Raw genomic sequence first — 15,743 nt, 5'->3', positions numbered from 1 at the left:
CATTCGGGCGTTAAGGCAACCCCCATGAGCGCAGCGTAATCGGATTCCCACCCCCACGGACACTCACCAACGATCCCGCCCACGTTCATAACTTGTTCACAGCCACTGCCGCACATCCGAATGGAGAATATGTTCGCAAGGGAACAACGCAGCGGGACTGGCAGGGGGTTCCCGCGCGACGCCGAAAGACCTGTCTCAGCAATACCCGACCTCGATCCCCGGGGGGCATCGTGAGCCTGAACACCGACGACACGCCGACGGGCCCGATCCGGGCGCGCGACAGGGCCCGCCCGGCCGGCCTGGCGCGAACCGGCCCGGCCCGGGTCCACAGCCGTCAGGTTCTCTCACGCAACGGCGCAACGCATTCCGCGACCTCGCCGCGTTCGCCCTGCTGCTGCTTGCCGTGTTGTTTCCATGGAACCTGTACTTCGGCCTGAGAATCCCTGACAGCAGCATGGTGTGGTGGGGGCTGCTGGCGCTGGTGACGCTGCTATCGGTGGCCTCACTCCTGATAGCAAAGAGACAAACCGATCCGGCCGCCGGCGCGCGGCTCCGGCTCCTGCTCAACATTCCCTATCTGCTGCTGGTCGCGGGTTTCGTCGGTTACGACGTGGTCGAATCGATCCTGTTGGGTGGCACCACCCAGGTGCCTGGCGGTGTGGGGCCGGGCGGGTGGCTGGGCACCGCCGGCGCGCTGCTCGCCGCGCAACCGCCGCTCACTAGCCCCACCACCGACGAAGGACACCACGAAAGGACGTTACGCGGCGCCCGGCTGCTCGGTTATGTCTCGATGTTCGGCGCGTCACTGAGCGCCGGATTCAACCTGTGCTGGCGGGTGCGCTACGCGCTGCAGAACGCCGGCGGCTCGGAGTCTTTCGGCACCCATAACACCACCGTCATCCTCAGCGCGGTCGTCTACGGCCTGGTGCCGCTGGTGGCCGTGCTGGTGGCCTCGCGCTGGATCCTGCGCAACACCCCGGCGTCGCGGTTCGCTGTCTTCGCTCTGGGCGTCTCGTCGCTGGCCGCCGGAATGCTGGTGTGGGTGATTCCGGGCGGGCGCGAGATCGACGCGTTCCACGGCATCGCGCAGAACACGTCGACCGCCGGTTGGGCTACGAGGGATACCTGGCCTGGACGGCGGCAGCGGCCCTGTTCGTGCCGCTGACGCTGTTCAGCCCGCCGCAGGTGCGCAATGACCGTGAGGTGTGGCGCAACGCGATCCGCAAATGCCTGACGCTGATCGTCGTCTGGTGTCTGGGTTCGGCGCTGATGCGGGTCACCGACCTTGTTGTCGCGACGCTGCTCAATTACCCCTCCTTCCCGTACAACTCCCTGACGCTGGCCACCTTCGACGTGACGACCGCCGCGCTGGCGCTGTGGCTTCGCGCCAGACTGAGGTCCGGAACGTTGCAGTCGCGGTTGATCACGGCGTTGAGCGGCCTGGTGGTCACCCTGACGATTTCCCGGGTGATCCTCGGCGTCGTGCTTGCCCCGCGCTTTGAACAGGTTTCCCTCGGTCCGGTCTACGGCAACGACCTCGCCCAGCAGATCACCAGCACTTTCGATGTCACCCTGTGCGGTCTGGCCTTGTTCATCTCGGTGGCGGTCGTCATCGCGGCACAGATCCGGCGGCCGCTGCGCCGGAGGCGGGCGGTCAAGCGCCCGGCGGCGCAAACCCGCCCGCCGGTACCCGTGCCCACCCGCCCCGGCACTCCCCCGCCGCCTTCGGAGGCCAGGACAACCCAGTTCGGAGCCGCGCAGACCCAGCACGAGGCGCCCACCACAGTGTTGTCCGCACCGGGACCTGCACCCCGGATCTTCCGCTCCGGCGAGACCACCGGACCGGTGCGGCCCAGGATTTTCCGGCCGCCGAACAGCCGGCCGTAGGCCGGCTACCGCAGCGGAGCGAACGCGAACTCGCGCAATCCCACCGCCGGTTCCACGGCCGCCCGGAATCCCAGCACCTCGGCCGCTCGGGCGGGGTCGGCGACGATGTGTCGCACGTCCCCGCTGCGGTACTGCCCGGTGACCACCGCAGACAGCTCATCGCCGCGCGCCCGGCACAGGGCGGCGGCCACCTCCCGGATCGCGATGGGGCGCCCCGAGCAGACGTTGGCCGCGATGAAACCGCCCCGATCCGCATTTGTCGCGGCCAGGTTGGCGGCGGCTATGTCGTCGACGTGCACGAAGTCACGCATCTGGCCACCGTCTTCAAAGACCCGCGGCGGTTCCCCCTTTTCCAGGGACGAGCGGAAGATGGCCGCCACCCCGGAGTAGGGCGTGTCGCGCGGCATGCCCGGCCCGTACACATTGTGGTAGCGCAGCGCGACCACTGAACCGCCGGTGGCCTCGGACCACGACAGCGCGTAATGCTCCTGCGCGGTCTTGCTGGCCGCGTACAGGCTGCGGGGCCGCAGCGCCGCGTCCTCGTCCACCAGTTGCCAGCCGACCGGTTCGCCACAGTGCGGGCAACGATGTTCGAAAACCCCGGCATCCAGATCGCTGCGCAGCCGCGGCTGCGGGTCGACCACCCCGTGCTCCGGACAGCGGTAGCGACCCTGCCCGTAGACCACCATCGACGACGCCAGCACCAGCCGCGACACACCCGCGGCGAACATCTGCGCCAACAACACCGTCGTGCCGAAATCGTTGTGGCCGCCATACTCGGGCGCGTCGGCGGCGTTCACCCCGGCACCCACCATTGCCGCCTGGTGACAAACCAGGTCCACTCCCGCCAGCAGCGGAGCGAGGGCATCGCCATCGCGCACGTCGACGAGGTGACAGCCATCCGGCAGCACGGCATCCGGTCCGTGCGCGGCGGGTAGCAACACGTCGACACCCACCACCTCGTGGCCGGCCGCACGCAGCGCCGCATCCACTCGCGACCCGATGAAACCCGCCGCTCCCGTCAGCAGCACCCTCATGGCAGCTCGAAGGGCAACGGGACCCCGGCGTGCCGGAGGCAATGCGTGCAGGTGCGCTCGGCCGCGACGCCGCCGATCGCGGTGCGCACCAGTTGCTTGAACTTCTCGATGTTCTGGCCGAACTCAGCGAACACATCGACACCTTTCACACCTTCGCCGACGGCCACGCCCGCATCCACGTCGGTGATCAAAGCTATTGCTGAATAACATAATTCGAGCTCTCTCGCGAGGATCGCCTCCGGATAGCCAGTCATATTGACCAGGCCGAACCCGGCCGCGGCGAACCACTGGCTCTCCGCGCGGGTGGAAAACCGGGGACCCTGGATCACCACCATCGTGCCACCGTTCACGACGCCGGGCTGGGCGGTGACCGCACCGCGCAGCGTCGGGCAGTACGGATCGGCGAAGCTGGTGTGTACCCCGCCGGTATCGAAGTAGGTGTCCGCCCGGCCGCTGGTGCGGTCGACGAGTTGGTCGGGCACCACCACCGCGCCCGGCCCGAGTTCAGGGTCTAGGCTGCCGACCGCGCAGGGGGCAAACACCCGCCGGACACCCAACGCCCGCAACGCCCACATGTTGGCCCGGTAGGGGACGGTGTGGGCCGAATATTCGTGCTTGGCGCCGTGGCGCGGCAGGAAGGCGACCTCATGACCGCCGACGGCGCCGATCGTGACCGGGGCACTGGGCTCACCCCAGGGGGTGTCCGGGTGCACGGTGCGGGTGCCCGAATCGAAGAACGTATAGAAGCCGGTACCGCCAATCACTCCGAGCACCCGCGCAATCTTATGCATAGGGCAGGATGCGGTGGTGGCCAGTTTTGCCCAATGGGTCTCCGGAGCCCGCCCGCGCACGCTGCCGAACGCGGTAGCCCCCGTGATCGCCGGCACCGGCGCGGCGGCGTGGCTGCACGGCGCGGTGTGGTGGAAGGCGCTGTTGGCACTGGCCGTGGCCCTGTCGTTCGTCGTCGGCGTCAACTACGCCAATGACTACTCCGACGGCATCCGCGGCACCGATGACGAGCGGGCCGGCCCGATGCGGTTGGTGGGTTCGCGGCGCGCGGCCCCGCGGGCGGTGCTGACGGCGGCACTGGTGAGCCTTTTCGCTAGTTGTGTGGCGGGCCTGGCGCTGGCGCTGGCCAGCGCGCCCTGGCTGGTCGCGGTCGGGGCGGTGTCGGTGCTGGGGGCCTGGCTCTACACCGGCGGGTCGCGGCCCTACGGCTACTCCGGACTGGGCGAGGTTGCGGTGTTCGTGTTCTTCGGCCTGATCGCGGTACTGGGCACGCAGTACACGCAGGCCCTGCGGGTCGACTGGGTGGGCCTGGTGCTGGCGGTGGGCATCGGAGCACTGTCGGCGGCGGTGCTGGTCGCCAACAACCTGCGTGACATTCCCACTGACGCCCAGTCCGGCAAGATCACCCTGGCGGTTCGCCTGGGCGACGGCCGTACCCGCGTGCTGTACCACACGCTGCTGATCGTCCCGGCGCTGCTGACGTTGGTGTTGCTGCTCGCGACGCCGTGGTGCGCGGCGGGACTGATGGCCGCGCCGTTGGCCCTGCGCGCCGACCGACCGGTCCGATCCGGCCACGGCGGGCCGCAGCTGATCCCGGTGCTGCGTGACACGGGTCTGACCATGGTGGTGTGGTCGGTCGCCGTGGCCGCCGCGCTGGCGCACAGCGGGCACGCCTAGAGTCGATCACGCCCCGGCGGCATCAGGGACGTTGCGGCGGCGGCGGGAAGGAGGCGGTTAATGACGGAGATCGCCACGGCCAATGGCCCCACGAACATCGGGCTACTCAGTGTCGGGGCATACCGTCCCGAACGTGTCGTCACCAACGACGAGATCTGCCAGAACATCGACTCGTCGGACGAATGGATCTACTCACGCACCGGGATCAAGACCCGACGGTTCGCCGCCGACGACGAATCCGCCGCCTCGATGGCGGCCGAGGCCTGCCGACGGGCCCTGAAGAACGCCGACCTGACCGCGGCCGATATCGACGGCGTCATCGTCACCACCAACACCCACTTCCTGCAGACGCCGCCGGCCGCCCCGATGGTTGCCGCGGCGCTGGGCGCCAAAGACGTGCTCGGCTTCGACATCTCGGCGGGGTGCGCCGGGTTCGGCTACGCGCTCAGTACGGCGACCAACATGATCCGTGGCGGGGGCGCCCGCAAGATGTTGGTCGTCGGCACCGAGAAACTGTCCCCCACGATCGACATGCACGACCGCGGCAACTGCTTCATCTTCGCCGACGGCGCCGCCGCGGTGGTGGTCGGAGAGACACCGTTTCAAGGCATCGGTCCGACCATCGCGGGCAGCGACGGCGAACAGTCCAGCGCGATCAGGCAGGACATCGACTGGATCACGTTCGCGCAGAACCCAAGTGGTCCACGCCCGTTCGTGCGGCTGGAAGGCCCGGCGGTATTCCGTTGGGCGGCGTTCAAGATGGGTGACGTCGGTCGGCGCGCGCTGGAGGCCGCCGGCGTCGGGCCCGACCAGATCGACGTGTTCGTACCCCATCAGGCCAATACCCGGATCAACGATCTGCTGGTCAAGAACCTGCAGTTGCGACCGGACACCGTCGTCGCCAACGACATCGAGCAAGCCGGGAACACCTCGGCGGCGTCCATACCGCTGGCGATCGCCGAACTGATGGACACCGGGGCGGCCAAACCGCGCGACCTGGCCCTGCTGATCGGCTACGGCGCGGGTCTCACCTACGCCGCCCAGGTCGTGCGGATGCCGCTGCACAGCGACTGACCCGTCAGTCCCAACGCCGCGCTGGGAGCGTTGGTGTTGTGCTGTCATGCGTCCAGGATCTCGATGGTGACCGGGTCGCTCAGGGGGCACCGCCTGGGGCTACCTGGGCTGGTCGATGTCATTTCTCGCTCGGTCATTTTTCTCTCGGTCATTTCTCATGTTGAGACGGGCGCCAACCATGCTGTCAGTCATTCGAGCAGGTGGCGGCCGGTGTGTTGAGACTAACCGCCCTGCCCAACCAATGCCGGCCAGTTTCTACTTCTCGCCATCCCCTTGACGAGACGGCCGGGAGCAACTGACGATATTGATGTCCGAGCCTGACAAAGTGTGAACTGACCTAAAATAGGCCAACTAAACATATCGCATGGGTTGCTGCGTTTTCCCGGTTATTAGCCGTGGCTAGAACGCCGTTGAAAGCGGGCAACGATATTGATCTCTAGCTATCCATCCATTCATAGGTGACGACGAGTCCGCGGGTAAGATCTGCAAATTGTTGAGTGAGTGACAAGATAAGTGCTCACTCATGGCAAAAATCGGCTTGAACTCGACATTTGTCGGGAGTGACCTTCGGGGCACAAAGCTGCAGTTTGTTTCGGCCCGCGTCTTGAATCATTCTCCGGCTGAGCGCCAGACGGCGCTATCAGCAAATCGCCGTACGTCTGGGAGAGTCTCCACAAAGTAGTTCTATCCGCGTTGCTAAAGTCCGCGGGTGCGCGGCTGGATGAATTTCAAATTAACGCTTGACCAGCTCTTGCGGTAAAGCTAATCTTCCACCTGCTAAATCGAATTCGGCGCCGCGGACTAAATGCATTGACTGCTGGTCGCAATTTATTGCTAAGGCAGCGACCGTCAGTCGGGTTGCCTACCAATGGGAAGGGGTCTCATGTCGTTTGTGATTGCAGTGCCGGAGTTGCTGACCGAAGCGGCTGCGGATTTGACGGGTCTGAATACGGCGCTACGGCAGGCCAACGCGGACGCGGTCGCGTCGACGACGGGGGTGCTGGCCGCGGCGGAGGACGAGGTGTCGGCGGCGATCGCTGCGCTGTTTTCTGCGCACGGCCGCGCTTATCAGTCGCTGAGCGCCCAGGCTGCCGTGTTTCATGCCCAATTCGTGGATCTGATGAACGCCGGCTCCAGGGCCTACGCCAGCGCGGAGGCCGCCAACGCCGGGCCCATGCAGAACCTGCTGGACGCGATCAACGCGCCCGTGCGGACACTGACCGGGCGCCCGCTGATCGGCGACGGTGCGGCCGGAGCCCCTGGCACCGGGCAGGCCGGCGGTGCGGGTGGGTGGCTCTTCGGGAATGGTGGGGCCGGCGGGTCGGGCGCCGCCGGCCTGCCCGGCGGGGCCGGCGGATCCGCCGGTTTGATCGGCAACGGTGGGGCCGGCGGGGCGGGCGGTATCTCGGCCGTCGCTGAGGGCGGCACTGGGGGTGCTGGTGGGGCCGGCGGCTGGCTCTGGGGGAACGGCGGCGCCGGGGGGGCCGGCGGGGCCACCACGGGAGTCGGCCCCTTTGCCGGGTTCGGTGGGGCCGGTGGCAACGCCGTCTCCCTATTTGGCAGCGGTGGTCGCGGCGGGATTGGCGGGGACGGCGGGGCCATCGCAATCGGAGGATGGGGCGGACGGGGGGGTGTGGGTGGTGCGCTGAGTGGGCTGTTCGGCGGCGGCGGTGGAGCCGGTGGTGCGGGCGGGTCCGGCTTAGTTGGGGGCTGGGGCGGTACCGGCGGGGGCATCAGCTTTGCCGGCAACCCCGGGCTCATCGGTCATGGCGGCGCCGGTGGAGCCGGCGGGACTGGTGTGAACCTTGGGGGCTGGGGCGGTGATGGCGCAAATGCTGGTCTGTTCGGTGACGGGGGCGCCGGGGGGGCCGGCGGGTCAAGCGCCACCGACGTCGGTGGGAGGGGCGGACGCGGCGCTCCGGCCGAACTGTTCGGAAATGGCGGCAACGGCGGAAATGCCGGGACGGGGGCTTTGGGCACCTACGGCGGAGGCTTAGGCGGGTTGGCCGGGATCTTGTTCGGACAACCGGGGCGCAACGGAGTGGGATAGACCTCGTTGGTTCAGTCGCCGAGTGTGAAGCTACCCTCACACTCGGCGACTGTCCCGGTGAAGCCACGATGAAGAGCGGGTCAGCGTCCCAAGCGCCGCACATCGCGATGTCCACCGGCATCACCAGCCCGCTAGTTCTCGCTATTCCTTGTCCGACTCCAAGGCCACGGCCTCGCCGCTCAGCCGGGCCCGCAACCGTTCACGCTCCTGACGCCGCCGCTCACCGGCCACCGCGAGCGTGGCAGTCGCGCGCCGGCGTAGCGGGCTGAACACCCACATGCCCAACGGCATGGCGATGATCAGACCGCCCAACGCGGCTACGAACAGCGGGAAGTCGGTCAGCCCGAGAAGGCGCGCAAGCCCGTAGATCACCGCGGTGACGACCACGAACAACAGCAGCCGGGCCGTCACGTACAGCAGGACTGCGACGACGCCCCGGCCCGCAGCAGAACCGTCACTGATCTTGTCGTTAGGCGCTTCTGGCACAGCCTGAGCCTACGGCGCGGGTATATTTGCTCAAAGGAGGTGTCGAGTGCTTTACCTGCTCGTCGTCCTTGTTCTGGGGACGTTGATCTATCTCGGCTGGCGCGCGGCGCGGTCGCAGGCAAGCCCGCCGAAGACCCGCGTTATCGGGCCCGACGACGATCCGGAGTTTCTGCGCCGATTGGGTGACAACAAGCCGCGCTGATACGCAGCTAGACGAAGTTCGGGTTGGCGCGCCGCTGGTCGGCCGGAAACCCGTCGGCGACCACCGCGGCCAGTTCGGCGACGGCCTCACGGGTGTCCCGTTTCAACCGGTCCAAGCTGATTTCGGCGCCCTCTTCGAGGTGCGCGTCGAACGGCACCACCCGCACCGCGCGGCAGCGCCGTGCGAAGTGGTCGATCACCTTGTCCATGTCGACCTTGCCGGAGCGCGACCGCACCGCGTTGACCACCGCAACGGAATTACGCACCAGATCTTCGTGCCCGTGCGCCTCCAGCCAGTCCAGCGTCGCCGACGCCAGGCGGGCACCGTCGATCGAACCGGACGCGACGACGATCAGCACGTCGGCCTTGGCCAGCACTGCAGGGATCGTCGAATGCAGCAGCCCGGTCCCGCAATCGGTGAGCACCAGGCCGTAGAACCGTTCCAGGATGTCCAGGGTGCGGGTGTAGTCGTCACCGCTGAAGGCCTCGGACACCGCTGGATCGCTTTCGGAGGCCAGGATTTCCAGGCCGTCCGCGTTCTGCGAGGTGTAGCCGCGGATGTCGCTGTACCGGTCGATGCTCTCCGCGTCCCGCAGCAGGTGCCGCACCGTCGCGGGCGTTTCGAGCGGCACCTTCTGGCTGAGCGTGCCGCGGTCCGGGTTGGCGTCCACCGCAACGACCCGGTCGCCCCGCACCGAGGCGAAGGTGGAGCCCAGGGAGGCGGTGATGGTGGTCTTGCCCACACCGCCCTTCAACGACAGCACCGCGATGCGGTAGCACCCACGCAACGGCCGGTTGATCTGGGCGACCAGGTTGTTGTGCCGCATGGCGCGCGGACCCTCGCCGAGGTTGATCAGCTGACCGGAGAGGACGTAGAGCGCCCGCCGCCAGCCCTCCGACGGCGGCGGCTTGACCGGCCGCAGCAACACGGTGGTGGACAACTCCGGGTACGGCGCATGCGGCAGCGGCTCCGGGCGGAACTGGGGCCGCTCCTGGGTGCTGGGGGTCTCGGCCGGTCCCGGGTAGTACGCGCCGTAGGCCGTCGGGTCCACCCGCGTGACACCGGTCACCGGGCCGGTCGTCGGGCCCGCATCCCACTGGGGACGCTCGAGTTCGGCGGTTTGGTGCGGTAACGGGCCCGGCTCGGTGGCGGGAGTCCGCCGCTCGGTGCGGAACCCGCTGAACGCCCGGGTAGGCGCCTCGCCGACGGGGTCGGCTGCCGGTTTGAACTCCGCGGTCGGCTGATCCGGACTGACGTTCGGGCCGCCTTCTCCTGTGCCCGGGTGAACCCGCGGCATTCCCCCGCCCGGCGTTGGATGCTCTGACACTCCGACTCCCCCTCTTTGTGCCCTTGGTGCCCTTGGTGCTATCGGGTCAGCCCACGCCCGCGTAGGAGTGCAGGCCGACCGTCACCAGGTTAACGAAGAACAGGTTGAAGACCATGGCGACGAACCCGGCGACGTTGATCCAGGCCGCCTTGCGATCCCGCCATCCCGCGGTCGACCTGGCGTGCAGGTAAGCGGCGTACACCACCCACGCGATGAAAGACACCGTTTCCTTGGGGTCCCATCCCCAGTAACGGCCCCACGCTTCCTCCGCCCAGATCGCCCCGAAGATGACGCCGAAGCCGAATACGGGGAAAGCGAAAATCGTGGTCCGGTAGGCGATCCGATCCAGCGTCTGGGCGTCCGGGAACCGCTGCACCAGCCTCGGCAGTCGCCCCTGGGCATCCGGTTCGCCGAATCGCGATGTGCGCAGCAGGAACAGGATGCTGGCGATGCCGGCGACCATGAACACCCCCGAGCCGAGGCTGACCACCGACACGTGGATGGGCAGCCAGTAGGACTGCAGGGCAGGCATCACCGGTGCGGCGTTGGCGTAAAGCCAACGTCCGGACACGGTCAGCAGAATCAGGATCGGCAGCAACAGAAACACCCACAGTGGCCGGTACTGCGGGCGGCGCAGTACGACCGCGCCGGCGATCAGCCCCGACATGCAAGTCAGGTTGATGAACTCGTACATGTTGCCCCAGGGCACCCGCATGGTGGCCAGGCCGCGCAGCACGATGCAGGCGAACAGCAGACCGATGCCGAGGTAGAGCACTGCGAGGCCGGCGCGCCCGACGCGTTCGTCGAGCGGCCGCTGCGGTGTCTCAGCCACGATGCCGGGGCCGGCACTGTCGGTGGTCACCGTCCCGGCCGGCACGCCGACGGGTTCGAGCTTGCGCGCGCGGACGTAGGCGAGTTCGTAGGCCAACAGCAGCAGCGCCACCACCAGTGCCACCACCGCTGAGGTGAACGCCCAGTCGGAATACCGGGCCAGGCCGATGTTGATGTGCTGGGTGTTCATGTGACATCCACTTTCGTCTCGGCTCGTTCGGCGTCTGGGACTTCGCCGAAACCGGCCAGCAACCGCTCGGTCAGCCGCTCGAACTCGTCGCCCCATCCGGAGTTGTCGGTACGTGCCAGGCCGCCCAATTCGACGTCAACCGTATCTGGAGTGCCGGCCACGGGTGTCAGGCGAACCCACACCCGGCGACGGCGGACGAGCAGCGAGACCAACAGCCCGGCCATCATGGCGATGGCGAAGACCAGCACCCAGATCTGGCCGGGGTCGTGTGAGACCTGCAGGTTGACGAACGGCACGGCGCCGTCGAAACGGACCGTGGTGCCGGCGGCGGGGCCCTGGTCGATACGCACCAGGTCGCCTACTCGCAGGTTGACCCGCTTCTCCTTGGTCAATCGCCCCTGTTCGATCAATCGCGGATCCAGGTTGAACAGCGACTGGGGCCGCCCGGTGTCCAGACCGGTGTCACCGCGGTAGATGTCGATGGCCACGGCCGGGTCGTTGAGCGCCGGGAACCGCGACGACAGCAGCGTGCCGTCGAGCTGCTCGGTGGGCGCCAGCAGGCCCTGAATGGCGATCTCGTGCTGACGGCGCTCCTCGGCGGTGGGATAGCTGCCGGCGGGCGGATCGATGCGCGCCACCCCGGAAGACAGCAGGGTCTGTGGGTTGTCGGGGCGCCACTGCACGGTCGAGGTGCGGGTCTGACCGTTGGGGAACGTCACGGTGAAGGTGGGGGCGTAGCCGTGCCCCTGCAGATACACCCGGTCGCCGCCGACGCGCAGTGGGTGGTTGACCTCGAGGCGGTAGGGCCGCCAGGTGTTGGACGTCAGGTCGTCCCCGGCCTGGTAGGCGATGTCGGCGGCGAACGAGGTGGCCTGCCCGGACGGCAGATAGTTGGCCTGGAAGTTGTTGACCCGCAGGCAGATCGGGTGCAGCGACGTGCCGTCGACGGTGTTGCCGGCGCGGAACGAGTCGAACGCCGCCGGCGAGGCCGAGCAGAATCCCGGCCCGCCGTCGGCGATGACGATCACGTTGCCCTCGTAGCCGAACAGCTTGCCGGCGGCCACCGCGACCAGCAGGCCAAGCAGCGAGAAGTGGAAGACGAGGTTGCCGAATTCGCGCAGGTAACCCTTCTCGGCGGACACTTCGACGGTTGCGCCGCTGCGCCTGGTGGTGGTGCGCCAGCCTCGCAACCGGTCGGTGACGGTGGCGGCCAGGACGTCGGGGGCGCCGGCGGTTCGGGCTTCGGCGTGCTTGGGCAGCCTGGCCAGGTTGCGCGGCGCGGCTACCGGGGTGGCACGCAGGCTGCGCGCGTGCTCAAAGATCCGTGGAGTCAGGCAGCCGACCAGCGACACGAACAGCAGCACGTAGATGGCGGTGAACCAGAAGCTGGAAAACACGTCGAAGGCCTGCAACTCGTTGAGCCACGGCCCGATCAACGGGTGCGCGTGCAAGTACTCCTCGACCTTGCCGGCGTTGAGGCTGCGCTGCGGCAACAGCGCTCCCGGAATCGCGCCCAGTGCCAGCAGGAACAGCAGCACCAGCGCGGTGCCCATCGAGGTCAGCGACCGCCAGGTGTTGCGCACCTTCCCCGCGAGCGTCCGTGGCGTGAGCGCCATCAGATCGGCAGCCTGACGTCCGAGACGAAGGCGTCGCGCAGCCACGACACGAAGTCGTTCCACACCCCGGTGACCAGTGCGGCCCCGACCGCGATCAGCAGCACCCCGCCGAACACCTGGATCGCCCGGGTGTGCCGGCGCAGCCAGCCCAGCCCGGTCACGGCGCTGGCCGAGCCGAACGCCAACAACACGAACGGGATGCCCAATCCCAGGCAGTAAGCGATCACCAACGCGATCCCGCGGGCGACGTTGGCGCCCTCGGTCGCCGAGGCCACCGTGATCACCCCGGTCAGCGTGGGCCCCAGGCATGGCGTCCAGCCGAGCGCGAACACCGCGCCCAGCAGCGGAGCCCCCGCCACCGAGGTCAGCTGACGCGGGCTGAACCGCGCCTGACGCTGCAGCGCCGGGACGAGTCCGACGAACACCAATCCCATGACGATGGTCAGCACGCCGCCGACCCGCTGCAGCAACAACTGGTTGGTGATCAACGTGGTCGTCATTCCCAGTACGACGACGGTGCCCAGCACGAACACCGCGGTGAACCCGGCCACGAACAATGCCGCCGATCCGGCCACCCGCCAGCGCGCGGCCGGCGGCGCCTTGAGCGTGCCGGGGTTGTCCGCGTCGTCAACGCCCACCACCGCGGCCAGATACGACAGATAGCCCGGCACCAGCGGCACCACGCACGGCGACGCGAATGACAACAGCCCGGCCAGCACGCAGGCTCCCAGGGCCACCACCAGTGGCCCGGCGGAGGCGATGTGGGCGAAACCGGTCACTGCGCTGCCGAACTCGCCCTGGCCGGGGACTCAGCGGCGAGCCGCTGCACCACCGGCTGCAGATCCTCGGCGAGCAGCTCGCGCAGGAACACCGCGGCCACCCGGTGCTGGCGGTCCAGCACCAGCGTGGACGGAATGACGGTGGTCGGATACTTTCCGCCGAACGCGATCAGGGTGCGCATCGGCGGGTCGTAGATCGACGGGAAGGTCACGTGCCGGTCGTTGACGAAATCCTGGGCCGCCTCACGGCTGTTGTCGCGGACGTCGATGCCGAGGAACGAGACGCCCGCATCGCGCGTCGCGTCGTAGACCCGCTGCAGTTGGCCGATCTCGGCCCGGCACGGGCCGCACCACTGGCCCCACACGTTGATGACGACGACCTGACCGGGAAAGTCGTTCAGCGAGATGTTCTTGGCTGGTTCGGTCAGGCTGGGCCCGGACAGCGGGCCGGGTCGGCCGCGGCTGTCCGGCGGGTCGTAGAAGATGTCGGTCTTGCCGCCCGGGGAGACGAATTCGAACGTGCCGCCCTGCGCGACGGCGTCGCGCCCGGAGCAACCGGTCAGCAGCCCCGCCAGGATCGTCGCGACGATCAGATGGAACCGCAGCCTCATCCGGCCGCCGGTTCCGCATATTCCACGTCGACCAACCGGTCGCCGTCGTAGACCAGCGATGTCACCGACGCCAGGCCGCACTCCCGGCGCCGCGGGTCATGCCACAAGCGCCGCCCGGTCACGTGCATGCGCAACGTCCACACCGGCAACTGGTGGCTGACGCAGACCGCCTCATGTCCGGCGGCGCGCGACCGCGCCTTGTCCGCCGCGGCCGCCATCCGGGCGGCGATCTGGTTGTACGGCTCTCCCCAGGACGGGGTGAACGGATTGCGCAATTGCCACCACACCCGCGGGTCACGCCAGGCGCCGTCACCCGGGCTCACCTTGCGGCCTTCGAAGAAGTTGGCCGACTCGATCAGGTCGGGGTCGGTGTCGATCGGCAGGTTGTGCCGCGCGGCGATCGGGGCGGCGGTTTCCTGCGCCCGCTGCAGCGGCGAGGCGATCACCGCGACGATGTCGCGGTCGGCCAGAAAGTCGGCGACGGCGGCGGCCTGCGCGGCGCCGTTATCCGACAGGCGGAAGCCCGGCAGCCGGCCGTAGAGAATGCCGCCGGGATTGTGTACCTCGCCGTGCCGGATGACGTGGACCCGGGTCTGTTCGGCCATCAGGGTTGTTCCTCCTGTGCCGCGGCCGCGGCCGCGGCGGGTAGCGCGTCAGCGATCCGCTCGAAGGCGGTGTCGTCCAGCGCGGCCGAGACGAACCACGCTTCGAAGGCGCTGCACGGCGGGTAGACGCCCGCATCGAGCAGGGCATGAAAGAACGCCGGATAACGCCAGGTCTGGCTGGCCCGCGCGGCGGCGAAGTCGGTCACCGGCGCGTCGGTGAAGAACACGCTGAGCATGTTGCCGCCCCGTGGGATCTGATGTGGCACAGAGGCATTGGTCAATGCGTCAGCCAGCAGCGCGGCCAGGCGGTCGGCGTTGGCGTCCAGCGCGGCGTATACGCTGTCGTCCGCAGCGCGCAGGGTGGCCAACCCAGCCGCCATCGCCACCGGGTTACCCGACAGCGTGCCGGCCTGATACACCGGCCCCAGCGGAGCCAGCCGCTCCATCACCTCGACGCGGCCGCCGAAAGCTGCGGCGGGCAGGCCGCCGCTCATCACCTTCCCGAAGGTGAACAGGTCCGCGTCGACGGGGTCGATTCCGTACCAACCACTTCGGCTCACCCGGAATCCGGTCATCACCTCGTCGGAGATCAGCAAGGCGCCGTGTTCGGCGGTGACGGCGCGCAGCGCCGCGTTGTACCCCGGCGCTGGTGGAACGACGCCCATGTTGCCGGGGCTGGCCTCGGTGATGACGGCGGCGACCTGTTCGCCGAACCGGGCAAAGGTGTCTCGGACGACGTCGATATCGTTGTAGGGCAACACAATCGTGTCGGAGGCGGCCGCGCCGGTGACCCCGGGCGAGGACGGCAGCCCCAGGGTGGCCACCCCGGAGCCCGCATCGGCCAGCAGCGCGTCCGCATGCCCGTGATAGCAGCCGGAGAATTTGACGATCTTGGGTCGGCCGGTGAAACCACGCGCCAACCGGATCGCGCTCATGGTCGCCTCGGTGCCGGAGTTCACCAACCGGATCCGCTCGACGGGGGTGACCCGGCCGATGATTTCGGTGGCCAGCTCGGTCTCGGCGGGCGTCGGGGCCCCGAAGGACAGCCCGCCGGCGGCCGCTTTGGCGACGGCGTCGACGACGGCCGGGTGCGCGTGGCCCAGGATCATCGGCCCCCAGGAGCACACCAGGTCGACATAGCTGTTGCCGTCGGCGTCGGTGAGACGGCAACCGTGGGCCTCGGTGATGAAGCGCGGCGTGCCGCCCACGGCGGAGAACGCCCGCACCGGCGAGTTCACCCCGCCGGGTATCACCGCGCAGGCATCGGAGAACAGCTGCGCCGAGGCGCGCACCTGCGCGGTTGCCTGGTCTGATAGCCGCTCGGACCCCATGGCGACCAGTGTCCCAGCCACGCCGACAGGT

General features: G+C 68.4%; 13 protein-coding genes and 2 pseudogenes. 5 read left to right on the top strand and 10 right to left on the bottom strand.

Features of this window, described 5'->3' with window-relative positions:
* The first annotated feature begins 227 nt into the window (after positions 1-227).
* A pseudogene (locus tag JX552_RS04855) lies at positions 228-1,887 on the top strand (DUF7937 domain-containing protein).
* A gap of 5 nt (positions 1,888-1,892) precedes the next feature.
* Here the strand turns inward: JX552_RS04855 and JX552_RS04850 are convergent.
* A complete protein-coding gene (locus JX552_RS04850) occupies positions 1,893-2,924 on the bottom strand; it encodes an NAD-dependent epimerase/dehydratase family protein (protein WP_205876339.1) in 1,032 nt (343 codons plus the stop codon).
* Positions 2,921-3,715 carry an S-methyl-5'-thioadenosine phosphorylase gene (locus JX552_RS04845; protein ID WP_205876338.1) on the bottom strand — a complete coding sequence of 265 codons (795 nt, stop codon included), beginning with the start codon at positions 3,713-3,715 and terminating at the stop codon, positions 2,921-2,923. The genes JX552_RS04850 and JX552_RS04845 overlap by 4 nt, the downstream gene beginning before the upstream one ends.
* Before the next feature lie 16 nt (positions 3,716-3,731).
* On the opposite strand from JX552_RS04845, the gene JX552_RS04840 reads away from it, so the two are divergent.
* The 3 genes and pseudogenes from JX552_RS04840 to JX552_RS04830 all read left to right on the top strand — a co-directional run.
* A complete protein-coding gene (locus tag JX552_RS04840) occupies positions 3,732-4,610 on the top strand; it encodes a 1,4-dihydroxy-2-naphthoate polyprenyltransferase (protein WP_205876337.1) in 879 nt (292 codons plus the stop codon).
* A gap of 60 nt (positions 4,611-4,670) precedes the next feature.
* Complete coding sequence (gene fabH, locus JX552_RS04835; RefSeq protein ID WP_205876336.1) at positions 4,671-5,684, top strand: beta-ketoacyl-ACP synthase III; 1,014 nt, start codon at positions 4,671-4,673, stop codon at positions 5,682-5,684.
* 883 nt (positions 5,685-6,567) lie between these two features.
* A pseudogene (locus JX552_RS04830) lies at positions 6,568-7,731 on the top strand (PE family protein); the annotation flags it as partial.
* A 144-nt stretch (positions 7,732-7,875) separates the two neighbouring features.
* On the opposite strand, the gene JX552_RS04825 reads toward JX552_RS04830, so the two are convergent.
* Positions 7,876-8,220 (bottom strand): DUF4229 domain-containing protein, encoded by a 345-nt coding sequence (locus tag JX552_RS04825; protein ID WP_205876334.1) that lies wholly within the window; start codon positions 8,218-8,220, stop codon positions 7,876-7,878.
* Between the two features lie 46 nt (positions 8,221-8,266).
* Between JX552_RS04825 and JX552_RS04820 the strand changes: the two genes are divergently transcribed.
* On the top strand, positions 8,267-8,422 hold the full coding sequence (locus JX552_RS04820; RefSeq protein WP_205876333.1) for a hypothetical protein: 156 nt from the start codon (positions 8,267-8,269) through the stop codon (positions 8,420-8,422).
* Between the two features lie 7 nt (positions 8,423-8,429).
* Here the strand turns inward: JX552_RS04820 and JX552_RS04815 are convergent, their stop codons facing one another.
* The 7 genes from JX552_RS04815 to hemL are packed head-to-tail and all read right to left on the bottom strand — an operon-like array spanning position 8,430 to position 15,712.
* Positions 8,430-9,749 carry a MinD/ParA family ATP-binding protein gene (locus JX552_RS04815; protein WP_431195920.1) on the bottom strand — a complete coding sequence of 440 codons (1,320 nt, stop codon included), beginning with the start codon at positions 9,747-9,749 and terminating at the stop codon, positions 8,430-8,432.
* 46 nt (positions 9,750-9,795) lie between these two features.
* Positions 9,796-10,770, bottom strand: coding sequence for a c-type cytochrome biogenesis protein CcsB (gene ccsB, locus JX552_RS04810; RefSeq protein ID WP_205876332.1), 975 nt, complete (start codon positions 10,768-10,770; stop codon positions 9,796-9,798).
* A complete protein-coding gene (gene resB / locus JX552_RS04805) occupies positions 10,767-12,386 on the bottom strand; it encodes a cytochrome c biogenesis protein ResB (RefSeq protein ID WP_205876331.1) in 1,620 nt (539 codons plus the stop codon). Before resB ends, ccsB begins: the two co-directional genes overlap by 4 nt.
* Complete coding sequence (locus tag JX552_RS04800) at positions 12,386-13,165, bottom strand: cytochrome c biogenesis CcdA family protein (RefSeq protein ID WP_205876330.1); 780 nt, start codon at positions 13,163-13,165, stop codon at positions 12,386-12,388. The genes resB and JX552_RS04800 overlap by 1 nt, the downstream gene beginning before the upstream one ends.
* Positions 13,162-13,776: a TlpA disulfide reductase family protein gene (locus JX552_RS04795; protein ID WP_205876329.1), complete on the bottom strand. Its 615-nt coding sequence runs from the start codon at positions 13,774-13,776 to the stop codon at positions 13,162-13,164. Before JX552_RS04795 ends, JX552_RS04800 begins: the two co-directional genes overlap by 4 nt.
* A complete protein-coding gene (locus tag JX552_RS04790; protein ID WP_205876328.1) occupies positions 13,773-14,381 on the bottom strand; it encodes a histidine phosphatase family protein in 609 nt (202 codons plus the stop codon). Before JX552_RS04790 ends, JX552_RS04795 begins: the two co-directional genes overlap by 4 nt.
* Positions 14,381-15,712, bottom strand: coding sequence for a glutamate-1-semialdehyde 2,1-aminomutase (hemL, locus tag JX552_RS04785; protein ID WP_205878240.1), 1,332 nt, complete (start codon positions 15,710-15,712; stop codon positions 14,381-14,383). The genes JX552_RS04790 and hemL overlap by 1 nt, the downstream gene beginning before the upstream one ends.
* Between the last annotated feature and the right edge of the window lie 31 nt (positions 15,713-15,743).

The organism is Mycobacterium gordonae (genome assembly GCF_017086405.1).
GTDB lineage: Bacteria > Actinomycetota > Actinomycetes > Mycobacteriales > Mycobacteriaceae > Mycobacterium > Mycobacterium gordonae_D.
The sequence above is the reverse complement of the archived record's forward strand: the minus strand, read 5'-3'. Positions and strand labels throughout refer to the sequence as shown.